Genomic DNA, 23683 nt, shown 5'->3' with positions numbered 1-23683 from the left:
GAGTCGAGGGGCGCCGCTGCGGCGAACGACGGCCCGGCGATCCTGGCCCGGCGGACCCCCGGGAGCGCGGCTCCCGCGGACTACGCTGGGGACGTGGCGACCGTCGGCGGCCCGCGAGCGGGGCTCCCTCCGCAGCAGCACCTCCCCCCGGAGCTGCTGGAGTCGCTGCTGGCCTCCTCCGCCGACGCGTTCTACGTCGTGGATCCCGCGGGCCGGGTGCAGTTCGCCAACCCGGCGGCGGTCGCGGTCCTCGGCTACGACGACGAGGCCGAGCTGCTCGGCCGCCCGAGCCACGCCACGATTCACCACAAACGCCCCGACGGGACGCCGTTCCCCGACGCCGACTGCCCGCTGCTGCGACCGCGCACGACGGGCGAGGTCGTGCGCGTGGACCTCGACTGGTTCGTGCGTCGCGACGGCTCGATGGTGCCGATCGCCTACTCCTCGTCACCCCTGGAGACCGACCACGGACGCGGCGCGGTCGTCGTCTTCCGCGAGGTCGACCCGCACGCCGACGAGGACGACCCGCAGCGCCACGGCTGGGCGCTCGAGCTGCACGAGTCGCGCACGCGCATCGTCGCCGCCGCCGACGCGGCGCGCCGCCGGATCAGCCGCGACCTCCACGACGGCGCCCAGCAGCGGCTCGTCGGGGTCCTCGTGACCCTGCGCGCCGCGGCCGGGCGGGTCGGGGATGCCGGGGGCGAGGCCGCGTCCCTGCTGAAGCGCGCGACCGAGGAGGTCCAGGCCGCGATCGGCGACCTCCGCGACCTCGTCGCGGGGGTGCACCCGGCGATCCTCACCGACCGCGGCCTGCGCGCGGCGATCGACTCGCTCGCGTCCCGCTCCCCCGTCCCGGTGGAGGCCGACGTCCCGCGCCGGCGCTGGCCGGCCGAGGTCGAGGCGACGGTCTACTTCCTCGTCGCCGAGGCCCTGACGAACGTCGCCAAGCACGCGCCGGAGGCGACGCTGGCGACCGTCCGCGTCAGCGCCTCGCGCCAGCGGCTGCTCGTCGAGGTGACCGACGACGGCCCCGGCGGGGCGACGACCGCCGCCGGTGGCAGCGGCCTGCGGGGCCTGCGCGACCGCCTGGCGCTGCTCGGCGGCACGCTCGAGATCGGCGAGGCGCCCGGCGGCGGCACGCGCCTGCGCGCCGACCTGCCCGCGGACCCGTCCGCCGGACCGCTCCCGACCCTCCCGGCCGGCTGACCCCGTCCTGGGCGACTCGAGTCACCGAGGACCGGAATCCCGCTCCAGACGACTCGAGTCACCCAGGACCAGAATCCGCGCTCCAGACGACTCGAGTCACCGAGGACCGGAATCCTCGCTCCAGACGACTCGAGTCGCCCAGGACGGGACGGATCCCGCGGTGGGGCGACCGGCGCCGCCCGGAGTCAGGACGCGCGGAGGTGCGCGAGGACCGCGAGGACCCGGCGGTGCTCGGTGTGCTCGTGGCCGAGGCGGAGCTTGCTGAAGATGCCGGTGACGTGCTTCTCGACCGCGGCGGGGGTGACGCCGAGCGCCTCCGCGATGCCGAGGTTCGACTTGCCCTCGGCCATGAGCGCCAGGACGTCGCGCTCGCGCGGGGTCAGGTCGTCCAGGCGGCTCTCGCGCCGCTTGCGGCCGAGCATCCGGCCGACGACCTCGGGGTCGAGCGCCGAGCCGCCGGCGGCGACGCGGCGGATCGCCTCGCCGAGCGTCTCGACGTCGGCGACGCGGTCCTTCAGGAGGTAGCCGACGCCGCGCGCGTCCTCGCCGATGAGGTCCAGCGCGTAGTCCTCGTCGAGGTACTGGGAGAGGATCAGCACGCCGACGCCGGGGAGCTCGCGGCGGATCCGCTCGGCGGCGCGCAGGCCGTCGTCGGTGAAGTCCGGCGGCATCTGGACGTCGGCCACGACGACGTCCGGGCGCAGCTCGAAGGCGAGCTGGACGAGCGCCACCGCGTCGGCGGCCTGCCCGACGACCTCCAGGCCGAGGTCGCGCAGGATCCGCACGAGCCCCTCGCGGATGAGCGCCTGGTCCTCGGCGACGACGACGCGGATCGAGGAGGGGGGCGCGGCCACGCGACCACCGTAGACGGCCGGGGGCGCGGCCGGGGGCGACCCTCCGGAGAACCCGACGTCCGGCGTCCGGCGGACCCCGCGGCGGACGGTCGAGTTCCACCGCCGGTCCGAGGACCACCGGGCGGTCTTGGCCCGCGGGCCACGGTCGCGACGGCCCGCTCGGCGCAGGATGACCGCAGGCCCGGCGGCGTCGCCGACCGGGTCCGCCGGCCCCGCCGGCCGCCGCCACCCGCGGCGCACCCGCCGGCCGCCCGGCCGCGGACCACCGCCCAGCGACAGGAGCCCCGATGGCCGTCACCCCGACCCTCACCGACGAGGCGCTGAAGAGCCTCCAGGAGATCCCCCACCCGACCACCGACGTCGGCGCGTCGATCTACGGCGCGACGAAGGTCTTCCCCGACTACCAGGCGGAGAAGGGCGAGAGCTACCTCGGCCTCGTGCACGGCATCGCGCACGAGTCCTCCGTCTCGCTCGTCGCGGTGCTGCAGGCGATCCGCGCCCAGCGCAAGGGCTTCGAGACGGCCCTCTACTTCTTCGGGATCGGCTCGCTGAACTGCCTGCACACGCGGGGGTTCCCGACGATCGGCGCCGAGATCTTCCCCGGCATGCGCAACGAGAACAACCAGCTCGCGCGCTTCATCGAGGAGGGCGGCACGGTCTACGCCTGCCGCCTGGGCCTGGCGCTGCACGGCGCCCGCGAGGAGGACCTCATGGAGGGCGTCGTGCCCTGCCATCCGCTCGACCTGCAGGACGCGATGATCGAGTACTCGCGCAAGGGCGCGATCATCAACACGACCTGGATGTTCTGATCATGGGTCCGGCCGGTCTCGACCTGCTGACCGGCCCGCCGCGCTCCCCCTCGGCGCGCGGCGGGTCCCGCCCGTCGGGCGCGCGGACCCCGGCGTCGTCCCCGGTCGGCGGGGCCGCGCGCCCCGCCGCCGCGCCGCCCGTCGCGCGCCGCGGGCCGGGCGCTCCCGCCGACGGCGCCCGTCCCGGCCCGACGGCGCGCGACGCCGGCGACGACGTCACCACGCCGCTCGACGAGCTGCTGCGCGCCGAGCTCGCCGTGCACGGCCTCCGGGCCGCGCCGCCCCTCCAGCGCCGCGGCGGTGCCGGGCCGAGCAACGACGGGCACTGGCTCCTGCGCCAGCGCTCCGCCGGCGACCAGCGCTCCGGCGGCTGCGGAGGCGGCGCTCGCACGACGCTGCCGATGGCGGAGGACTCGCCGTTCGCCCTCGACGAGGAGGGCCGCCTGACGAAGGACGGCGTCGTCGTCGAGGACGTCGCGCTGGAGCCGATCGACCGCCCCGCGTTCTACGACCTCGTGACCGCCGACGGCGTCCGCTACGAGGAGCTCGCCCGGCTGCACGGCGACAGCGTCCTGGCGACGACCGTCGTGCAGACCTGCATCCGCTACCGCGACGAGGACACCCGCTGCCGCTTCTGCACGATCGAGGAGTCGCTGCGCGCCGGCAGCACCGCGCAGGTGAAGCGCCCGGCCGACCTCGCGGAGGTCGCGCGCGCCGCCGTCGCGCTGGACGGCGTGACCCAGATGGTCATGACGACCGGCACGAGCACCGGTCGCGACCGGGGCGCCAAGCACCTCGTCCGCTGCGTCGAGGCGGTCCTCGCGGCGGTGCCCGGCCTGCCGATCCAGGTCCAGATCGAGCCGCCGCTCGACCTCGAGTGGATCGACCGCCTGCACGCCGCGGGCGCCGCCGCGGTCGGCATCCACGTCGAGTCGATGGACGAGGAGGTCCGGCGTCGCTGGACGCCCGGCAAGGCCGAGGTGCCGATCGCCCGCTACGAGGAGGCCTGGCGCCGCGCGGTGGCGGTCTTCGGTCCCAACCGGGTCTCGACGTACCTGCTCGTCGGGCTCGGCGAGGACCCCGACCACCTCGTCGCGCAGGCCGAGCGCCTGATCGCGATGGGGGTCTACCCGTTCGTCGTCCCGTACCGGCCGATGGCCGGCTCGCTCGCCTTCGCCGACGGCGTGCCCGCCCCGAGCGCCGGCGAGCTGGCGCTCGTCACCGGTCGCGTCGGCCGCGCGCTGCGCCACGCCGGGATGCGCGGCGCCGAGCAGGTCGCCGGGTGCGCGGCCTGCGGCGCCTGCTCCGCGATCCAGGACGAGGCCGCCTGATGCACGGGCACCCCGGCACCGACCGGCATCCCGGAGCGGCCGGTCGCCGCGCCCCGGCGTCGCGCGGCACGGCGACCGCGCTGCGCGCGTCCGACGGCGCCGGCGCCCCCGCGGTGGCGCGACCGGCCCGTCCCGGCGACGTCGACATCCTCTCGCTGCTCGGCGCCCCGCCCCGGCCCACGCCGGCGCCGCCGGCCTTCCTCGTCGTCGCCGCGACCGCCGACGAGCCGGCCGGGCGCCGTCGGCGCGCCGCCTACGCCCGCCTGCGCCGGGACGAGTTCGCGGGCCGCCAGGGCCTCTTCGCCGGCAGCGACCGCGACGCCCGGGACGACGACCCCGCGACGATCGTGCTCGTCGCCGTCGCGACCGACGCGGACGAGGAGTCCGTCCTGGGCGGCGTGCGCCTGCATCCCGAGGGCGGCGACCCCGGCCTCGGCTGGTGGCGCGGGAGCCGCCTCGTCGTCGACGAGGCCGCCGGCCGGCTGCGGGGGAGCGTCGGGGCCGCGCTCGTGCGCGCCGCCTGCGCACGGGCGCTCGACGCCGGCGCCCTGCGCTTCGACGCGCACGTCCAGGCGCGCCACGTCGCGTTCTTCGGCCGGCTCGGCTGGCAGCGGATCCGGCCGATCACGGTCGCCGGCGGTCCGCACGAGCTGCTGCGCTGGCCGATCGACCGGATCGCCCAGCTCGCCGCCGCGACGAAGCAGCCGCTCGGCGGGTTGCTCGGCGCGATGCTGCCGTCCGACCGCTGGCGCGGCGACGACGGCTACCCGCTCGACGCCGTGCGCGCCGCGGGCGGCGGTTCCACGGGCGTCGTCGCGTGCCTCGACGCGATCGTGCCGTCGATGGTGCAGCAGGACCCGGAGTGGGCCGGCTGGTGCGGGATGCTCGTCACCGCCCACGACCTGGCGGCGATGGGCGCCCGTCCGCTGGCGGCGCTCGACGCGCTCGGCGCCCGGGACGCCGCGCACGCCGCGCGCGTCCTCGCCGGGCTGCGCGCCGGGGCCGCGGCGCTCGACCTGCCGCTCGTCGGCGGCCACACCCAGCTCGGGGTGCCGGCCGCGCTGAGCGTCACCGGCACCGGCGTCGCCGCGCGCCCGATCGCCGCGTCCGGCGGTCGCGCCGGGGACGCGCTCACCGTCACCGCCGACCTGGTGGGTGGCTGGCGCCCCGGCTACCACGGGCGGCAGTGGGACTCCTCCACCCACCGCTCGCGCGAGGAGCTGCGCGCGATGCTCGACGCGATCGCCGTCGCCGGTCCCCGGGCCGCGAAGGACGTGAGCATGGCCGGCATCGTCGGCACGACCGGCATGCTCGCCGAGGCGTCGGGCACCGGCGCGACGCTCGACGTCGCCGCGGTCCCCCGCCCCGCCGGAGCGTCCGGCGGCGACTGGCTGACGTGCTTCCCGGGCTTCGCGGTCGTCACCGCCGACGCCGCCGACGCGGCGCCCCTGCCGGCCGGACCGGCCACCGGCGCCGCCTGCGGCCGCCTCGACGCCGCGCCCGGCGTGCGGCTGCGCTGGCCCGACGGCGACGTCACCGACGCCCTGACCGGCGGCGTGACCGGCCTCGACCACGCGACCGACCGATGAGCGCCCCGACCGCCGTCCCGTCCCGTTCCTGCGACCCGTCCTCCCACCGATGCCCGAGCTGACCATCGCGGCCGCCGCCGCCCCCTTCACCCGCGACCTCGACGCCGACCTGGCGACGATCGGCCGCCTCATCGCCGACGCCCGCGCGCGGGGCGTGGGGCTGCTCGTCCTGCCCGAGGCGGCGCTCGGCGGCTACGTCGAGTCGCTGCACGGCGACGTCGACGACCCGCCGCCGGCGCTCGACGCGGACGGCCCCGAGCTGCGCGCCGTCGCCGAGCTGGCCGGCGAGATGGTCGTCGCGGTCGGCTTCTGCGAGCGCGGCGCGCCCGACGCCGGCACGGGCGTCCCGGGCGCCCCGGCGGCCACCGCGCACGGCGGCGTCCGGCACAACGTCGCGGCGCTCGTGAGCGGCGGCGAGGTGCTCGGCGTGCACCGCAAGCTCCACATGCCCCTCGACGAGGGCCGCTTCACGACCCCCGGCCGCGAGCTGCGCGCGTTCGACACGCCGGTCGGCCGGATCGGGATGCTCATCTGCTACGACAAGGCCTTTCCCGAGGCCGCGCGGACGCTCGCGCTCGACGGCGCCGACGTCCTCTGCTTCCTCTCCGCCTGGCCGTGCAGCGCGACGAACGCCGCAGAGCGGCTGGAGGACGACCGGCAGTGGCGCCGCGCCGAGCTCTGGGACCGCGCTCGCGCGGCGGAGAACTCGATGGTCGTCGCGTCGGCGAACCAGACCGGGAGCTTCGGCGCCCTGCGCTTCCTCGGCGGCTCGCGGATCACGAATCCCAACGGCGACGTCGTCGCGGCCACCGGCCCGGAGGGCGGTCTGGCGGTCGCCTCGTTCGACCTGCCGGCGACGCTCGCCCGCGCCCGCCGCGCGCTGAGCCCGGTGCGCGACCTGCGGCCCGACGCCTACGCCGTCCCGCACCCGATTCCCCACGACGCGCCGGCCCCGGCCGCCGCCTAGCGCGCAGGAGCACGACGATGCCCGAGGTCCACTTCTCCATCACCTGGCCCGACGGCACGGTCCAGCGCGCCGGCTCGCCGTCCACGGCGATCGAGCGCTTCCTCGCGCCCGGGGCGACGTACCCCGTCGCCGAGCTCCGGCGCCGGGTGCGCGACGGCCTGACCGCGGCGAGCGAGCGCGTGCGGATGCGCTTCGGCACGGCGTGCACCGCCGCGGCCGCCGAGCTCGACGCGCTCGAGGCCGCCGCCGCGCCGTTTCGCGACGACGCGCCGGCGACCGTCGGCCCGCTGCGCCGCGGCGTCTCCTCGCTGGCCAGCACCGCCCCCGTGCCACGGCTCTCGGGGCACCGGTCGGTGGTCGTCGTCGGCGGCGGTCAGGCCGGCCTCGCCGTCAGCTGGCACCTGACGCAGCGCGGGATCGACCACGTCGTGCTCGAGCGCCACCGGGTCGCCCACAGCTGGCGGGAGGAGCGGTGGGAGCGCTTCTGCCTCGTCACGCCGAACTGGCAGTGCCAACTGCCCGGTCACCCGTACGCCGGCGACGACCCGGACGGCTTCATGGTCCGGGACCAGATCGTCGACTACGTCGCCTCGTACGCGGCGTCCTTCGACGCCCCCGTCGTCGAGGGCGTCGCGGTGACGGCGGTGGAGGCGATCGCGCCCGAGGGCGACGGTCCGTGCTGGGATCCGGCCGAGGCGGGCGTCCGCGGGTTCCGCGTGGCCACGAGCGCCGGGACCCTCACCGCCGACGCCGTCGTGCTGGCGGTCGGCGGCTACCACCGGCCGAAGCTCCCGCGGCTCGCCGAGCGCCTGCCGGCCGGCATCACGCAGCTGCACTCCTCGACGTACCGCAGCGCCGACCCGCTGCCCGACGGCGGCGTGCTCGTGGTCGGCTCCGGCCAGTCGGGCGCCCAGATCGCCGAGGACCTGCACCTCGCGGGGCGCCCCGTCCACCTGGCGGTCGGGAGCGCGCCGCGCGTGGCGCGCTTCTACCGCGGGCGCGACGTCGTCGCCTGGCTCCACGACATGGGCCACTACGACATGGCGATCGAGGACCACCCCGAGGGTCCGGCGGCCCGGCACGAGGCGAACCACTACGTCACCGGCCGCGACGGCGGCCGCGACATCGACCTCCGCCGGTTCGCAACGGAGGGCATGACGCTCCACGGGCGCCTGACAACGGTCGACGGGTCGCGGGTCGCGACCGCCGGCGACCTCGCGCGCAACCTCGACGCCGCCGACGCCACGGACGACCGGATCAAGGACGGCATCGACCGCTGGATCGCCGCGCACGGGATCGACGCCCCGACCGAGGATCGCTACGTCCCGGTCTGGCGGCCGCCCCACGACGGCGGCGGGGTGCTCGACCTCGACGCGGCCGGGATCCGCACGGTGATCTGGGCGACCGGGTTCCGGCGCGACTTCTCGTGGGTCGCGCTGCCGGCCTTCGACGGCTCCGGCGACCCCGTCCACCGCCGTGGGGTCACGGCGGTCCCCGGGCTCTACGCCGTCGGCCTGCCGTGGCTGCACACCTGGGGATCGGGGCGGTTCGCGGGCATCGCCCGCGACGCCGAGCACGTCGTCGGGCACCTCGCCGCGCAGCGCGCGACCGCTCCCGCGACCCCGGCCGCGCGCGCCGCCTGACCCGGGTCCGGGCCGCGGCGCGTCCTCGCGTCGGGGGAGACCGGCCCGGCGCCGGACCGGCCGCGCGCAGCGACCGGCCGGGGCGAGCCACCGTCCCGGCGGACGAGCCGCGCCCCGTGGGCGCGGGAGGTCCGTCCGACTCGTGCTCAGCGCCGCCGGACGACCGGCAGCGAGACCCGCTTCGAGGTCGTCGTCGACGTCGGGACGTCGTTGCGCTCGACGCGCACGTCGACCCGCAGCCGCCGCGCGAGGCTCGCCGCCGCACGGCGCGTCGAGACCGTCGAGCGGTACGTGCAGTCGCGCGACAGGCCCGAGGCACGGGAGCTCAGGGTCAGCCGCCCGAGCTTCAGGGTCACGGTGACCCGACCCCGACACGCCTCGGCGGCGGTCACCCCGGCCGGCAGGCGCAGCCGCCCCCGCGTCTCGACGCGGACCGCGCGGCCGATCCGGCGGCCCGCGGGCGTCGCCGTCACGCCCGACGGGGCCGCGCGCTCGACGGTCAGGTCGAGGTCGGCGGTCGCGACGCGACCGAGCGCGTCCCGCACCTCGGCGACGAGGGCGCGACGCCCGACGGCATCACCGCCCGCACGCCAGCGGCGGTCGAGCGGGCCGGTCGCGGCGCGGCAGACCTTGCGCGGGCCGTCCAGGATCCGGACGAGCGTCGCCCCGGCGGGCGCGACGGCCTCGACCCGCGGCGCGACGGTGCTGCCGACCTTCGCGCGGGCCGGCGTCGCCGGCGCAGCGAAGCGGACGCCCGGGGCGTCCGGGCCGCTCGCCGACACGGTCCGGACCGGGCATCCCGCGGCGGAGGCGTCGCCGACGACGGTCGGGCAGGCGTCCGCCTCGCGGGTCCGCCGAGCGGTCTCGCCACCGGGGGCCACCCTCATCTTTCGTGCCGGCGCGGTTCCGCTCGGGGCGGCGCCGCGCGGCCCCGTGACCCTCGGCGGCCCGGGCCCGCGCACCCGAGGGGGGTCAGGAAGGCAGGACGAGCGGCGGGACGCGGGCGCCGAGGTCGGCGATCGTCGTCGCCGCCAGGCGCTCCTCGAGCGCGGCGAGCACGTCGCGGTCCAGGGCGACGAGGTCGGCCTGGATCCGCTGGCCGGCGGCGCAGTCGGGGTGCGCGTCGTGCACGCCGAGCACGGGCTCGTCGCCGTGCACCGCACGCCAGACCCGATCGAGCCCCGTGGCGGCGGGGTCCACGGCGACCTGCCATCCACCGGCGACCCCTGGGCGGGAGGTCACGAGCCCGGCCTCGCGCAGCCGGCCGAGGACCCGTCGCACGTGGACGGGGTTCGTGCCGACGCTGCCCGCCAGCGCGGGCGAGGCCAGCGGCGCGTCGGCGGCCGACAGCAGGGTCATCAGGTGGACCGCGACGGCGAACTGGGTGTTCGTGGGACCGGCCATCGTCGTCACCCATCGTAGCGTGAATCGTGATCGACTCTGTTACGGTTCTAACCGTCATCGCTTCGAGTACGGATCGGCCTCGCGCCGGTCCCCGTCCAAGGACCTCCACATGAGCCTCGTCGTCACCGGCGCCTCCGGCCAGCTCGGCCGCCTCGTCGCCCAGCACCTCCTCGACCGCGTCGACCCGTCGCGGGTCGTGCTCCTCACCCGCCGGCCCGAGGAGCTGGCGGACCTCGCCGCGCGCGGGGCCGACGTGCGCCACGCCGACCTCGACCGGCCCGAGACGCTGCGGACCGGCTTCGCCGGCGCCGAGCGGGTGCTGCTCATCAGCACGGACGCCGTCGGCGCGCGCGTGCACCAGCACGCCGAGGGCATCGACGCCGCGAAGGCCGCCGGCGCGCGGTTCATCGCCTACACCTCGGTCCCGAAGCCGACCCGCGACAACCCGGCCGCCGTCGCCGACGACCACCGTCGGACGGAGGAGCTCATCGTCGCCAGCGGCCTGGACCACGCCTTCCTGCGCAACGGGCTCTACACCGACATGCAGGTCCCGAGCGCCCAGCAGGCGCTCGCCACCGGCCTGCTCGTGACGAACGAGGGCGCGTCGCGCACCGCCTACGTGACGCGCGACGACGCCGCGGCGGTCGCGGCCGCCGTGCTCGCCGGCGTCGACGGCGAGCCCGCCGCGGTCGCCTACGACGTCGTCGGCGAGCGCCTGAGCGCCGCGGACCGCGCGGCGGCGTTCGCCGCGGCGGGCGGCACGCCGGTCGAGGTGGTCCAGACCGATGACGCGGGCCTCCTCGAGGGCCTGCAGGCCGCGGGCCTGCCGCACCCGCTCCCGGAGATCCTCGTGAGCTTCGGCAAGGCCAGCCGCGAGGGCTTCGCCGACGTCGACTCGGACGTCGTCACCCGGCTCGCCGGCCGCACGCCCCAGACGCTGCGCGACGTCCTGCGCGCCGCGCTCGCGACCGCCTGACGACGCGGGGCGCCGTCACTCCCCGCGCGGGGCGTGACGGCGCTCGGCCTCCAGCAGGAGGTGGAGGTCGGCGATCGTCGACGACGCGCGCAAGGGGCGGTCGAGGGCCTCGGCGAGGCGGCTGAGGCGGTAGCGCAGGGAGTTCGGGTGCAGGTGCAGCGACTCCGCGGCCGCGCGCACGTCGAGCTCCGCGTCGAACCAGGCCCGGACGGCGGCGCGCAGCCCCGGCCGCGAGTCCAGCACCTCGCCGAGCGCCTCGAGCTTCGGGGCGATCGCCGCGCGGTCCACGTGCGCGAGGACGGTCTCCGTGAGGTCCAGGTCGTCGAAGCGCCGCCACCGTCGCGCGTGGTCGACGAGCTCGACGGCCACCTGCGCGTCGCGGACGCTCGCGGCGATGCCCGCCGCGCCGGTGAACGACCGCCCGAGCCCGACCTCGACGTCGGGGTCGGCGTCGAGGACCGCGACGACGAGGCGCTCGGCCGGGTCGTCGTCGCGCAGGAGGGGCTCGACCTCGGGACTCGGCGCGGCGTCCTCCTCGCGCGAGATGCCGGACGGCGGCACCGGATCGCCGGGCAGCACGACCGCCACCCGTCCGCGGTCCTGGGCGACGAGGCCGACCTCGCCCTGGGCCTCCAGCAGCGCCTCGAGCTCGGCGAGGCCCGCGTCGCCGAGCGCGACCGGCCGGCGCAGCACCAGCGCGCGGTGGGGCCGCTCGAGCGCGACGCCGAGGGCCCGCAGCCGAGCGCCGGCGGCCGGGTCGGCGGCGCCGCCGTCGCGCAGCAGCTCCTCCAGCAGCGCGCGGCGGATCGCGCGGTCCTGCTGGCGCTTCGTCTCGGCCAGGCGCGACGCGGCCGCCACGAGCGGCACCGTCGCCTGGACCGCGGCGCGCCCGAGCCGCGGGGCGGCCGCGCGGGTGCGGGTCGCCAGGACGACCCAGTCGGGAGCCTCCGTCCCGTCGTCCTCGTCGAGCACCGGCGCGGCGATCACGGTCCACGGCGGCGAGCGCCACTCGCGCACGCCGGAGACCGGGTCGTGGAAGGCGTCGCGCAGGTCGTCGGGCAGCGATCCGCTCGCCACGCGCGGACGGCCGTCGTTGCGCACGACCGCTGCGGAGCCGTCCAGCAGCGACGCGAGGCGCTCGACGAGCACCGGCTGGGGATCCGGTGAGCGCAGCGCGTCGATGAGGTAGCGCTGGATCGAGGAGAGCCGCTGCAGCGAGCGCATCTCGCTGGAGAGCAGCGACCGGTGCACGAAGGCGGCGACCTCGCGGAACGGCGTCTCGAGCGGGACGGTGAAGACGGGGAAGCCGAGCCGGCGCCCCTCGTCCAGCAGCGCCTCGGGTGGCTCCTCGAAGGCGATCCCCAGGCCGACGCCGAGCGCTGAGACGCCGTGGTCGTGGAGCTCGCGCACGAGGGTCCGCTGCGCGACCTCGTCGTCGGCGAGCCGCACGCCGGTGGTGAGCATCACCCACTCCGGCGCGAGCCAGCGGACCGGATGGTCGATCTCCACCGTGTGGACCCCGGAGATCCGCCGCGCCCCCGCGCTCGAGGACGCGGTCACGAGCTGCAGGCCCAGCTCGTGGTGGTCGAGCAGGTCGCGCAGCGAGAAGGGTCCGGCGCTCACCCGTCCATCTTCGCGCGTCGGCGGGCGGCCCCCGAGCGACGGACCGTCGCGGACGTGGGCGGCGCGACACGCCGTCCGTCGGGGCGCGACGCCGTGGATCGGACGAGAGGACCGGCCCCCGTTCGTGACGGCTCCGGTGGGCGCGGCGGCCCCCAGGAGCGAGGCTGGCGGGGCCGGCCCGTCCCCCGTTCCCCCCGGAGGCCCGTCCATGTCCCGTCCCCCGAGTCCGCTCTGGCACCCGTTCGCCGACATGGGTGCGGTGGCGACGTCCCCGTTCCTCATCGACCGCGCGGAGGGCACGACCGTCTGGGACGGCGACGGCCGGCCGTACCTCGATGCGACCGCCGCGCTCTGGTACGCGAACCTCGGCCACGGGCGCGAGGAGCTCGCCCGCGCCGCCGCCGACCAGCTCCGGCGGCTCGACGCCTACAGCACCTTCGGGGACTTCACGAACGCCCCGGCGGAGGCGCTGGCGCACCGGCTCGCGGCGCGCTTCCCCGAGCCGGGCGCGAAGGTCCTCCTCGCGTCGGGCGGCGGCGACGCGATCGACGCGGCCGCGAAGATCGCGCGGGCCTCGTTCGCCGCGCGGGGCGAGCCCGAGCGGGTGCACCTCATCAGCCGGGAGCACGGCTACCACGGGACGCACGGGCTGGGGACCGCGATCGCCGGGATCCCGGCCAACCGCGCCGGGTTCGGTCCCCAGGCGCCGGACCAGTCCGTGATCGCGTGGGACAGCGTCGCGGCGCTCGAGGCCGAGATCGAGCGCATCGGGCCCCGGCGGGTGGCCGCGTTCTTCGTCGAGCCGGTGATCGGCGCCGGCGGCGTGCGCCTGCCGCCGGAGGGCTACGTGGAGGGCGTGGCCGAGGTCTGCGCCCGCCACGGCGTGCTGCTCGTCGCGGACTGCGTCATCTGCGGCTTCGGCCGGCTCGGCACGTGGCTGGGCATCGACCGCTGGCCGGTCGTCCCGGACCTCGTGACGCTCGCGAAGGGCCTGACGGGCGGGGCGCTGCCGCTCGGCGCGACGCTCGTGCGCGAGGCGGTCGCGGCGCCGTTCTTCCCGGGGTCGCCCGGCGCGCCGGTCCTACGCCACGGCGCGACGTACGCCGGGCACCCCGTCGCCTCGGCGGTCGCGCTCGCCGCCCTGGACCTCTATGAGCGGGAGGGCCTGATCGAGCGCGGGGCCGAGCTCGAGGTGCCGCTCGCCGACGCGCTCGCGCCGCTGGACGGCCACGAGCTCGTCGGCGAGGTCCGCGCGGGGCTCGGCCTGCTCGCCGGGATCGACCTGGCCGACGACGTGCTCGCCGCGTGCCCGGGCGCGCCCCAGGCGTGGGCGCTCGGGGCTCGCGAGGCCGGGGTGCTCGTCCGGCCGCTGGCGCGCGGCGTGGCCGTCTCGCCGCCGCTGACCGTCTCGCTGCGCGACATCGCCCGGATCGGCGACGCGCTGCACGCGGGGCTGGAGGCCGTGGGGCGCTGAGGCGCGCCTCCCCGGACGACGGGGCCGTGTGCTCGACCCCCGTCGCCGGGGCGAGTGCTGGGCGTCCCCGGTGCGCAGCAGGACGACCGACCTGCGGCCGAGCGGCTCGGCCCCTCGAGCCGGTCGCCCGAGGACGTCGCGTCCCAGGACGACGACGGCCGCCCCGAGGGGCGGCCGTCGTGCGGATGCGTCAGCCGGTGGCCGACGTGCTCAGCCCGGGGGCTGGATCACATCATGCCGCCCATGCCGCCCATGTCGGGCATGCCACCGCCGGCGGCCTCCTTCTCGGGGGCCTCGGCGACGATCGCCTCGGTGGTGAGGATGTTCTTCGCGATCGAGGCGGCGTTCTGCAGCGCCGAGCGCGTGACCTTCGCCGGGTCGACGACGCCGGCCTTGACCAGGTCCTCGAGCTCGCCGGTCGCGGCGTTCAGGCCGATGCCCGGGTTCGCGTTGCGGACGTCGTTGACGACGACCGACGGCTCCAGGCCGGCGTTGAAGCTGATCTGGCGGAGGGGCTCCTCGAGCGAGCGCAGGACGATCTTCGCGCCCGTCGCCTCGTCGTCCTCGAGGCCCGAGGCGTCGACCTTCGTACCCGCCTGCAGCAGCGCGACGCCACCGCCCGGGACGATGCCCTCCTCGAGCGCGGCGCGGGTCGCCTGCAGGGCGTCCTCGACGCGGTGCTTCTTCTCCTTGAGCTCCGTCTCGGTGGCGGCGCCGACCTTGACGACGGCGACGCCGCCGGACAGCTTCGCCAGGCGCTCCTGGAGCTTCTCGCGATCGAAGTCCGAGTCGGTGTTCTCGACCTCGGTCTTGATCTGGTTGATGCGGCCCTTGATGGCCTCCGCGTCACCGGCGCCGTCGACGATCGTCGTGTTGTCCTTCGCGACGACGACGCGGCGGGCGCGACCGAGCTGGTTGATCTGGGTGTTCTCGATCTTCAGGCCGAGGTCCTCGGTGATGACCTCGCCGCCCGTGAGGATCGCGATGTCCTCGAGGATCCGCTTGCGGCGGTCGCCGAAGCCCGGGGCCTTCACGGCGACGCCGGTGAAGGTGCCGCGCAGCTTGTTCACGACGAGCGTCGCGAGGGCCTCGCCCTCGACGTCCTCGGCGATGATGAGGATCGGCTTGCCGGCCTGGATGACCTGCTCGAGGACGGGGAGCACGTCGCGGACGGCGCCGATCTTCGAGTTGGCGATGAGGATGTACGGATCCTCGAGGACGGCCTCCATGCGGTCCTGGTCCGTGACCATGTAGGGCGAGACGTAGCCCTTGTCGAACTGCATGCCCTCGGTGAACTCGAGGTCGATGCCGAAGGTCTGGCCCTCCTCGACGTTCACGACGCCGTCCTTGCCGACCTTGTCGATCGCGTCGGCGATGACGTCGCCGATCTCGGAGTCGCGCGAGGAGATCGTCGCGACGCGGGCGATCTCGTCCTTGCCGGCGACCTCGGTGGCCTGGTCGTGGATCGCCGCGACGATCTGCTCGACGGCCTTCTCGATGCCGCGCTTCAGGGCGAGCGGGTTCGCGCCGGCCGTGACGTTCTTCAGGCCCTGCTTGACGATCGCCTGGGCGAGCACCGTCGCGGTCGTCGTGCCGTCGCCGGCGACGTCGTTCGTCGCCGTGGCGACCTCGCGGACGAGCTGGGCGCCCTGGTTCTCGAAGACGTCCTCGACCTCGATCTCGCGGGCGATGGTGACGCCGTCGTTCGTGATCGTGGGCGCGCCGAACTTCTTGTCCAGGACGACGTAGCGACCCTTCGGGCCGAGCGTCACCTTGACGGCGTTGGCGACGGCGTCGACGCCGGCCTCGAGGGCCTTGCGGGCGTCGCTGTCGAACTTCAGTTCCTTGTGAGCCATGTCAGTCTCTCGTTCTTCTCGTCGTCGTCAGGCGCGCCCGCTCAGGACGCGACCTTCGCCAGGACGTCGGACTCGCGGAGGACGAGCAGGTCCTCGCCGTCGAGCTTGATCTCGGTGCCGCCGTACTTGCTGTAGAGGACGACGTCGCCGACCGCGACGTCGAGCGGGATCCGGTTCTCGCCCTCGTCGTCCCACCGGCCGTCGCCGGCGGCGAGGACCTCGCCGCGCTGCGGCTTCTCCTTGGCGGTGTCGGGGAGCACCAGGCCGCTGGCGGTGGTCTGCTCCTCCTCGATGGCGCGCACGATGAGGCGGTCGCCGAGCGGCTTGAGGTCGATGGACATGCGGTCCCTCCGTGGGGCGTACTGACGGATCTTCGAGACGGTCTTCGGCACTCTCGACAGGAGAGTGCCAACCGGTGCGCAGTGTAGCGAGCGCGCGAGGTCCGTCAACCCCTCGTTGGCACTCTCGCATCACGAGTGCCAACGAGTGCGGCGATCACGCCGCGCAACGGCGACGCGGCGACCGCACCAGCGGCCGCCGCGTCGGGTCCCGTCCCCGGCGCGGTCCGTCCCGGGACCGCGCGCAGGTTCTCCCTGGATCCGCCGGGGAACGGCGGTCCGGCTCAGCGCGCCCCGGCCGTCGCCAGCTCTCGCGGGCGGGTCGTCGGCTCGGCGGGGCGCGCGTCCTCGCTCGCCAGCTCGATGCCGCTCTTCGTCCCGAGCGGCACCTCGCGCAGGAACCAGACCGCGAGCGTCGCGATCAGGCCGAGCGGCGCGGCGAGCAGGAAGATCTCGGCGACGCCGGTGCCGTAGGCGTGCTCGACGACCTCGCGGACCGGAGCGGGGAGGGCCGCGAGGTCCGGGATCGCGCCATCGCCGCCGGCGCCGCCGCGGATGCCCTTCGCCTCGAGGCCCGCCGCCACGGAGGCGGTGACCTTCGACGCGAGCACCGCGCCCATCGCCGAGACGCCGATCGCGCCGCCGAGGCTGCGGAAGAACGCGATCAGCGCGGAGCCGGTCCCGAGCTCGCTGCGCGGCACGACGTTCTGCACCGCGAGGACGAGGTTCTGCTGGAGCATCCCGATCCCGGCGCCGACGACGAGCATGAAGGCGGCGACCTCGACGAGGCTCGTGCGCTCGTCGATGAGGCCCATGAGCGCCAGGCCGCCGGTGAGCGCCAGGCCGCCGGCGAGCATGATCCGGCGGTAGCGCCCGGTCGCCGAGATGTACCGGCCGGCGATCGTCGAGGCGGCGAAGAGGCCGATCACCATCGGGATCGTCAGCAGGCCCGACTCCGTCGGGCTGTAGCCGCGGGCGAGCTGCATGTACTGGCTGAGGAAGACCGTCGTGCCGAACATCGCGACGCCGACCGCGACGGAGGCGACGACCGCCAGCGCGACCGTCCGGTGCTGGAAGAGGTCCAGCGGGATCAGCGGCTCGCGCGTGCGCCGCTCGACGGCGACCGCGGCGGCGACGAGGGCGAGGCCGCCCGCCACGAGCACCGGCGTCTGCCAGGCGCCCCACGCGAACTGCTTGCCGGCGAGCGAGACCCAGATGAGGATCGCCGAGACGCCGCCGGCCAGCAGCGTCCCGCCCACGAGATCGAGGTGCACGCCGTCGCGGCGACGGGCGGGCAGGTGCAGGGTGCGCTGCAGCACGACGAGCGCGGCGAGGGCGAACGGCACGCCGACGAAGAAGCACCAGCGCCAGCCGAGGTGGTCGGTCAGCAGGCCGCCGACGACCGGCCCGGCGACCGTGCCGACGCCGAAGACCGCGCCGAGGTAGCCCATGTAGCGGCCGCGCTCGCGGGGGGAGACGAGGTCGGCGAGGATCACCTGGACCAGCGCGGTGAGCGCGCCGACGCCGACGCCCTGCAGGGCGCGACAGGCGATGAGCCAGCCGGTCGACGTCGCGAACCCGGCGAGGATCGAGCCCGTCAGGTAGATGACGAGCCCGAGCTGGAGCAGCCGCTTGCGATCGACGAGGTCCGCGAACTTGCCCCAGATCGGGGTCGAGATGGTCATCGTCAGCAGCGTCGCCGTGACGACCCAGGTGTAGGCGGACTGGCCGCCGTCGAGGTCGCTGATGATCCGCGGCAGGGCGGCGGAGACGACGGTGCTCGAGAGGATCGCGACGAACATCGCCATCAGCAGGCCGGAGAGGGCCTGGAGGATCTGGCGATGGGTCATCGGGGCGGAGCTGCTGCTGGTCGGTGCGTGGGACATGGGGACGGACCTCCTTCCCGATAGAAGATAGCAAGCTAAGCTTCGCTTGCAAAGGATCTGTGCGGGATCCCACGTGCCGTGCCGGCGTCGCGCGCGCCGGCGCCCGCTCCCGCTCGTCGTTTCCCCCGGCCCCGCGCCCGCGGCGAGGAGCCCGTCCGGACGCCCCGGACCGGGGGCTTAGTTCTGCGCGCCGCCGATGCCCAGGCGGGCGTCGGTGAAGCCCGGCGGGTGCGTGATGATCTGGCTGAAGCGCACGACCGTGACGATGTCGTCCTGGGTGACCGTGCGGCCGTAGATCTGCTCGAGGAAGTGGATGAGCTCGTCGTGGCGACGGAACTCGGGGTTGTCGTGCTCGATGTCGCGCGGCGAGAGATCGCGCACCCGCTTCACCTCGACGGCGTCGATGACCGCGTCGAAGATCTTCTCCCGGGGCGAGAACTGGTAGCCGATCGTCACGAGCACCGCCTGGTTCTTGCGGTACTTGTGGGACTTGTCGCCCAGCCGGATCGTGGCCGTCTTGCGCCCCCGCTTGAGCTGGTCGGCGAAGATCCGCGAATAGAAGTTGAGCACCTGCATCGGCTCGCTGAACCCTAACGACCGCCGGTGGTCCGGGCCAACGCCTCGGATGCCATCTTGCGGTCGCCGGGGAACGCGAGGGCGCGACTGGCCTCCGCCAGGGGCATCCAGCGGGCGACGCGGACCTCGTGGCCGTCGGCCTCGGGCTCGCCCTCGACGTGGTCGCAGAGGTAGATCCGGACCGTCTTGCGGATCCGCTTGCCGTCGCGCTGGTACCAGTAGACGACCTCGCCGAGGCGCTCGCGCACCCGGGCGACGACCGCCGTCTCCTCGCGGATCTCCCGCAGTGCCGCCGTCGGCGGATCCTCGCCGAGCTCGGGGTGCCCCTTCGGCAGCGCCCACAGCCGCTTGCCGTCGGGGCGGACCGGCTCGATGACGAGGCACGCGCCGTCCCGGACGACGACGCCGCCGCAGGAGAACTCCCGCTCGGTCGGGTTGCGCGCCGCCTGCGGGCCGCTGCCCGCGCCGGTCCCGCGCCCCTCGCCGCCCCCGCGCCCGCGTCGACGCCGCCGACGCCGCGGCCCGCCCCCGGACGCCCCGGCGGCTCCGGTCCCCGCGCTCCCGCTCGGGGAGGCGTCACCGGAGCGGCCGCGCTTGCCGCGGCGGGCCACTAGTAGACGTAGCGGGCCAGCGCCGCCGGGTCGTGGACGGTGATCCGACCGCGGCCCTGGGCGAGGACCCCGGCGCGCTCGAGCACCGCGAGGAAGCGGCTGGCCGACTCGCGCGAGCTGCCGGCGAGCTGCGCGATGTCGGCCTGGGTGATGCGGACCTCGACGTCCTGCGCCTCGGCGCCCTCGGTCTGCGCCTGCCGGACGAGCTCGGCCAGGACGCCGGCGACGCGCGACTGGACCGTCTGGAACGACTGGCGCGTGAGCCGGTCGTTCGCCTCGCGCAGCCGGCGGCCGAGCGCGATCACGAGCTTCGCGGCGATCTCCGGGTGGTCGCGCATGAGGCGGCGCATGTCGTTGGCGAGGATCGCCAGGGCCTGGACCCGGTCGAGCGCCTCGACGGTCGCCGAGCGGGTCTCGGTGTCGAACATCGCCAGCTCGCCGAAGATGTCCCCCGGCCCGAAGTGCGCGAGCGTGATCGCCCGCCCGTCGGCGTGGTGGCGCACGGCGCGGCAGTGGCCCTCGCGGACGACGTAGCAGGTGTCGGACTTGTCGCCCTCGCGGAAGATGACCTGCTGGCCCTGGAAGCGCCGCGGGACGGCGACCTCGGCCACGCGCTGGAGGTCCTCGTGCGCGAGCGTGGAGAAGACCGGCACCCGGGCCAGCAGCTCGATGGTCGGATCGGTGTCGCGCACCTGCTGCTCGGTCGGGCCCACTCGCACTGGAATACCACACCACCGGGCGCCGCCGGGACTCCCGATGGACGACCTGTCCGCCGTCGCGGACGCCGGACGGGCCCGCGGCGCCTCCGGCACGGCACCCGGAGGACGCGGCGGCGCGCGGCCCGCCGTGCGCCCGGGGGACGCCGGCCGCGGAGCCCGCCGCCGGCGCCCCGACCGCCTAGAGCCGCTCGATCACCATCGCGTTCGCCAGCCCGCCGGCCTCGCACATCGTCTGCAGCCCCCAGCGCGCGTCGCGCTGCTCGAGCGCGTGCAGCAGGGTGGTGGCCAGCCGCGCGCCGCTCGCTCCGAGCGGGTGCCCGATCGCGATCGCCCCGCCGTTGACGTTGACCTTCGCGAGGTCGGCACCGGTCTCGCGCTGCCAGGCGAGCACGACCGACGCGAACGCCTCGTTGACCTCGAACAGGTCGATGTCCTCCAGCGACAGGCCCGCGCGCTCGAGGACCTTCGCGGTCGCCGGGATGACGCCCGTGAGCATGTACAGCGGGTCGTCGCCGACGACGGAGAAGGCGTGCAGCCGGGCGCGCGGCGTCAGGCCGAGCTCGCGGGCGAGCTGCGGCGTCGTGATCATCACCGCGGCGCTGCCGTCGTTCGTCGGGCTCGAGTTGCCGGCCGTCACCCGCCAGTCGATCTGCGGGAAGCGCTGCGCCATGGCCGGGTCCTCGAACGCCGGGCGCAGGCCCGAGAGGACGTCGACCGTCGTGCCGGGGCGGATCGACTCGTCGCGCTCGAGGCCGGCGAGCGGCGCGAGCTCGGCGGCGAAGCGGCCCTCGTCCGTCGCCGCGGCGGCCCGGCGGTGGCTCTCGGCGGAGAAGGCGTCGAGCTCGCCGCGCTCGAGGCCCCAGCGCGCCGCGATGAGCTCCGCGCTGATGCCCTGCGGGACGAGGCCGTCGGGGTAGCGCGCGGCGACGCCCGGACCGAACGGGTCCTGGCCGGGGCCGACGTTGGACCACATCGGCACCCGGCTCATGCTCTCGACGCCCGCCGCCACCACGAGGTCGTAGGCGCCGGACATCACGCCCTGCGCGGCGAAGTGGATCGCCTGCTGGGAGGAGCCGCACTGCCGGTCGACCGTGGTCGCCGGGACGGTCTCCGGGAAGCCGGCCGCCAGCACTGCGTAGCGCGTCGTGTTCATCGCCTGCTCGCCGACCTGGTCGACGGTGCCGCCGATGACGTCGTCGATCCGCGCGGGGTCGATCCCCGTGCGCTCGACGGTGGCGCGCAGCGCGTGGGCGAGCAGGTCGACCGGATGCACCGGGTGCAGGGCGCCCTTGCCGGCCTTGCCCCGCCCGACGGGCGTCCGGACGGCGTCGACGATCACGGCCTCGCGCATCGCGCACCTCCCACCTGACTGAAGTTGAACATAGTCAGAAGCTACCACCCCTGACCGAAGTGCCCTTCAGCTAGCCTGGATGCGTGACCTCCTCGACCGTCCACCTCACCGGACCGCTCGAGCGCCGGGACGACTGGCGCGCGTCGGGCTGCACCATCGCCGCCGCGCTCGACGTGGTCGGCAAGCGCTCGAGCTTCCTGTTGCTGCGCGAGGCGTTCTACGGCGCGACGCGGTTCGACGAGTTCGTCCGGCGCACGGAGATCAGCGAGCCGGCCGCCGCGGCGCGCCTGCGCGAGCTCGTGGGCGCCGGCCTGCTGGAGCGCGAGGACTACCGCGAGCCCGGCCAGCGGACCCGACCGGGCTACCGCCTGACCGACGCCGGCCGCGAGTTCTTCCCGGTCCTCGTCGGACTGCAGCGCTGGGGCGACCGCTGGGCGACGGAGTCCGGCGACGGTCGCGTCGCCCTGCGCCACCGCGGCTGCGGCGAGCGCGTCGACGTCGTCGTGCGCTGCGCCGCCGGCCACGAGGTCGAGCCGGACGACCTGGACCTCACGGTCCTGCCGCGCCGCCGCAGCTGACCGTCCGCCGCCCCTCCCCAGGCGCCCCCGCAGGGCTCGCCGCTCAGGGCGTGGCGAGCGCCTCCTCGCCGCCGGGGGCGGGCGCCGACGCCCGGCGGCGCAGGAGCACCGCCGTGAGGAGCCCCGAGCCGACGCCGAGCGCGGTGAGCACCCACCAGGCGCGCGCGAAGGCGTCCTCCGCCGCGTCCGGGCCGATCGGCGTGCCGAGCACGGCGACGGTGATCGCCACGCCGATCGCCAGCCCCACCTGGCGCAGCATGTTCACGACCGCCGAGCCGGTGGCGAAGCTCGACGGCGGCAGGTCCGCAGTGGCGGTCGCCATGAGCGTGGGCAGCACGAGCCCGACGCCGATCCCCGTCAGGACCATCCCGCCCAGGACGCCCGCCGGGTAGTTCGGCGTGGCCGAGGCGCCGATCGCCCACCACGCGAACCCGGAGGCGAAGACGAGCGACCCGACGGTCGCCACGCGGCCGCTCCCGTAGCGCGGGATGAGCCGCCCCGCCACCGCCGCGAGGACCGGCACGAGCAGCGGCCCGGGCGCGATCGCCAGGCCGGTGCGGACGGCCGACCACCCCCAGACCTCCTGCTCCCAGAGGACGATCGAGAGGAGCATCCCGCCGAACGCGGTCGAGAAGACGAGCATCGCCGTGGCGGCGCCCGCGAAGCTCCGCACCCGCAGGAGCGCCGGGTCGACGAGCGGCCGGTCGCTGCGGGGCAGCAGCCACGCGACGACGGCGAGCGCCGCGATCCCGCCGACGCCCACGAGCACCGTCTCCGGCGCGCCCCAGCCCCACCGCTCGCCCTCGACGAGCGCGAGGGTGATGAGGGCGATGCCGCCCGTGACGAGCCCGGCCTCGACGAGGCTCGGACGGCGCACGGGATGGCCGGGGACCTGCGGCAGCAGGCGCAGGCCGGCGACGAGCGCGAGCAGGCCGATCGGCACGTTCACGAGGAAGACCCAGCGCCAGCTCGCGGCGACGAGCAGGCCGCCGACCACCGGCCCGAGCGCCGCGGCGAGCCCGCCGACCGCCGCCCACGTGCGGACGCTCGCCTGCCGCCGCTCCGGCGGCGCGGTGGCGAGGACGAGACCCAGCGAGGTCGGCGTGAGGAGCGCGGCCCCGGCCGCCTGCACGATCCGGAACGCCACGAGCGCCTCGATGCTGTCCGCCGCGCCGCAGGCGGCCGACGCGACGGTGAACAGGACGACGCCGGCGAGGAACCCCGTCCGGCGGTCCCAGCGCTCGGCCACCCGGCCGAGGACGACGAGCAGCGCCGCGTAGACGATCGCGTAGGCGTTGAGGACCCAGGAGAGCGTCGCCAGGTCCGACTCGCCGAGCTCGCGGCCGATGTCCGGCAGCGCCACGTTGACGATGAAGAGGTCGAGGCTCGCGAGGACGACCGCGGAGCAGACGACGGCGAGGACGACGCCGGGTCGCGCCCGCTGGCTGACGTTGGACATAGCCAGCGACCCTAGCACCTGACTTATCCACGGGAGAGCCAGGCGGCAGAGCCGTCCCGGCGACTCGAGTCACCCACGACGAGATCCCGACCCCCGGACGACTCGAGTCATCTACGACGGGATCTCGGTGTCCGATGACTCGAGTCATCTACGACGGGATCTCGGTGTCCGATGACTCGAGTCATCTACGACGGGATCTCGGTGTCCGATGACTCGAGTCACGTACGACGGAACACCGACGCCGACCGACGGGACCCGCATCGGGGCTGGGGCCGCGCCTGCCGAGAACGCCCGGCCCGAAGCCGGACCGGGCCTCGGGCGGCCCGGACGGCGCGCCGACGTCCGAGCGACGCGACGAGCTCCCGTCCACCCCGAGCCCGCCGCCGCGCCGCCGCGCCGCGGGGCGCGGCGGCGGCGTGGCGGGGCGCGGCGG

21 protein-coding genes are annotated in these 23683 nt (G+C 75.9%); 9 read left to right on the top strand and 12 right to left on the bottom strand.

The window, feature by feature from the left end; translation table 11 throughout:
• The first annotated feature begins 93 nt into the window (after positions 1–93).
• Positions 94–1206, top strand: coding sequence for a PAS domain-containing sensor histidine kinase (locus SK069_RS19920; protein ID WP_319956023.1), 1113 nt, complete (start codon positions 94–96; stop codon positions 1204–1206).
• Between the two features lie 185 nt (positions 1207–1391).
• Here the strand turns inward: SK069_RS19920 and SK069_RS19915 are convergent, their stop codons facing one another.
• A complete protein-coding gene (locus SK069_RS19915; RefSeq protein ID WP_319956022.1) occupies positions 1392–2060 on the bottom strand; it encodes a response regulator transcription factor in 669 nt (222 codons plus the stop codon).
• Between the two features lie 287 nt (positions 2061–2347).
• On the opposite strand from SK069_RS19915, the gene SK069_RS19910 reads away from it, so the two are divergent.
• Genes SK069_RS19910 through SK069_RS19890 form a run of 5 tightly spaced genes read left to right on the top strand, consistent with a single transcriptional unit; the run spans position 2348 to position 8399 of the window.
• Positions 2348–2869 carry an MSMEG_0572/Sll0783 family nitrogen starvation response protein gene (locus SK069_RS19910; RefSeq protein WP_319956021.1) on the top strand — a complete coding sequence of 174 codons (522 nt, stop codon included), beginning with the start codon at positions 2348–2350 and terminating at the stop codon, positions 2867–2869.
• Positions 2870–2871: 2 nt separating this feature from the next.
• A complete protein-coding gene (locus SK069_RS19905) occupies positions 2872–4200 on the top strand; it encodes an MSMEG_0568 family radical SAM protein (protein WP_319956020.1) in 1329 nt (442 codons plus the stop codon).
• Positions 4200–5789: an MSMEG_0567/sll0787 family protein gene (locus SK069_RS19900; RefSeq protein ID WP_319956019.1), complete on the top strand. Its 1590-nt coding sequence runs from the start codon at positions 4200–4202 to the stop codon at positions 5787–5789. The genes SK069_RS19905 and SK069_RS19900 overlap by 1 nt, the downstream gene beginning before the upstream one ends.
• Before the next feature lie 49 nt (positions 5790–5838).
• Positions 5839–6756, top strand: coding sequence for a carbon-nitrogen hydrolase family protein (locus SK069_RS19895; protein WP_319956018.1), 918 nt, complete (start codon positions 5839–5841; stop codon positions 6754–6756).
• A gap of 17 nt (positions 6757–6773) precedes the next feature.
• Entirely contained in the window at positions 6774–8399 is a 1626-nt protein-coding gene (locus SK069_RS19890; protein WP_319956017.1) for an MSMEG_0569 family flavin-dependent oxidoreductase, read from the top strand.
• Positions 8400–8545: 146 nt separating this feature from the next.
• On the opposite strand, the gene SK069_RS19885 is transcribed toward SK069_RS19890, so the two are convergent.
• Positions 8546–9280 carry a hypothetical protein gene (locus tag SK069_RS19885; protein ID WP_319956016.1) on the bottom strand — a complete coding sequence of 245 codons (735 nt, stop codon included), beginning with the start codon at positions 9278–9280 and terminating at the stop codon, positions 8546–8548.
• Positions 9281–9371: 91 nt separating this feature from the next.
• Positions 9372–9803, bottom strand: coding sequence for an Rrf2 family transcriptional regulator (locus SK069_RS19880; RefSeq protein ID WP_319956015.1), 432 nt, complete (start codon positions 9801–9803; stop codon positions 9372–9374).
• 109 nt (positions 9804–9912) lie between these two features.
• Here SK069_RS19880 and SK069_RS19875 point away from each other — a divergent pair, with 109 nt between their 5' ends.
• Positions 9913–10779, top strand: a complete 867-nt coding sequence (locus SK069_RS19875; protein ID WP_319956014.1) for an NAD(P)H-binding protein — start codon at positions 9913–9915, stop codon at positions 10777–10779.
• Between the two features lie 15 nt (positions 10780–10794).
• On the opposite strand, the gene SK069_RS19870 is transcribed toward SK069_RS19875, so the two are convergent.
• Positions 10795–12402 carry a PucR family transcriptional regulator gene (locus SK069_RS19870; RefSeq protein ID WP_319956013.1) on the bottom strand — a complete coding sequence of 536 codons (1608 nt, stop codon included), beginning with the start codon at positions 12400–12402 and terminating at the stop codon, positions 10795–10797.
• Positions 12403–12610: 208 nt separating this feature from the next.
• Between SK069_RS19870 and SK069_RS19865 the strand changes: the two genes are divergently transcribed.
• Positions 12611–13876, top strand: a complete 1266-nt coding sequence (locus tag SK069_RS19865; protein ID WP_319956012.1) for an aminotransferase family protein — start codon at positions 12611–12613, stop codon at positions 13874–13876.
• Between the two features lie 227 nt (positions 13877–14103).
• On the opposite strand, the gene groL is transcribed toward SK069_RS19865, so the two are convergent.
• From groL to SK069_RS19830, 7 genes are all read right to left on the bottom strand, one after another.
• The gene (groL, locus tag SK069_RS19860) at positions 14104–15732 is read right to left on the bottom strand and encodes a chaperonin GroEL (protein ID WP_319956011.1); all 1629 of its coding nucleotides are present in this window, start codon (positions 15730–15732) and stop codon (positions 14104–14106) included.
• Between the two features lie 41 nt (positions 15733–15773).
• The gene (gene groES, locus SK069_RS19855) at positions 15774–16073 is read right to left on the bottom strand and encodes a co-chaperone GroES (protein ID WP_319956010.1); all 300 of its coding nucleotides are present in this window, start codon (positions 16071–16073) and stop codon (positions 15774–15776) included.
• Positions 16074–16354: 281 nt separating this feature from the next.
• Positions 16355–17920, bottom strand: coding sequence for an MDR family MFS transporter (locus tag SK069_RS19850; RefSeq protein ID WP_319956009.1), 1566 nt, complete (start codon positions 17918–17920; stop codon positions 16355–16357).
• 213 nt (positions 17921–18133) lie between these two features.
• Positions 18134–18532 carry an ASCH domain-containing protein gene (locus tag SK069_RS19845; RefSeq protein ID WP_319956008.1) on the bottom strand — a complete coding sequence of 133 codons (399 nt, stop codon included), beginning with the start codon at positions 18530–18532 and terminating at the stop codon, positions 18134–18136.
• A gap of 14 nt (positions 18533–18546) precedes the next feature.
• Complete coding sequence (locus tag SK069_RS19840; RefSeq protein ID WP_319956007.1) at positions 18547–19143, bottom strand: NUDIX hydrolase; 597 nt, start codon at positions 19141–19143, stop codon at positions 18547–18549.
• Positions 19143–19856, bottom strand: coding sequence for a Crp/Fnr family transcriptional regulator (locus tag SK069_RS19835; RefSeq protein WP_319956006.1), 714 nt, complete (start codon positions 19854–19856; stop codon positions 19143–19145). The genes SK069_RS19840 and SK069_RS19835 overlap by 1 nt, the downstream gene beginning before the upstream one ends.
• A gap of 184 nt (positions 19857–20040) precedes the next feature.
• Positions 20041–21213, bottom strand: a complete 1173-nt coding sequence (locus SK069_RS19830) for a thiolase family protein (protein ID WP_319956005.1) — start codon at positions 21211–21213, stop codon at positions 20041–20043.
• Between the two features lie 83 nt (positions 21214–21296).
• On the opposite strand from SK069_RS19830, the gene SK069_RS19825 reads away from it, so the two are divergent.
• Complete coding sequence (locus SK069_RS19825; RefSeq protein WP_319956004.1) at positions 21297–21791, top strand: winged helix-turn-helix transcriptional regulator; 495 nt, start codon at positions 21297–21299, stop codon at positions 21789–21791.
• Positions 21792–21834: 43 nt separating this feature from the next.
• On the opposite strand, the gene SK069_RS19820 is transcribed toward SK069_RS19825, so the two are convergent.
• Complete coding sequence (locus tag SK069_RS19820) at positions 21835–23250, bottom strand: MFS transporter (protein WP_319956003.1); 1416 nt, start codon at positions 23248–23250, stop codon at positions 21835–21837.
• Positions 23251–23683: the final 433 nt, after the last annotated feature.

Origin of the sequence: Patulibacter brassicae (genome assembly GCF_033949425.1) — a bacterium.
In the GTDB taxonomy this organism is placed as follows: Bacteria; Actinomycetota; Thermoleophilia; order Solirubrobacterales; family Solirubrobacteraceae; genus Patulibacter; species Patulibacter brassicae.
Note: the sequence above shows the minus strand (reverse complement) of the source record. Positions and strands in the feature narration are given on the sequence as shown.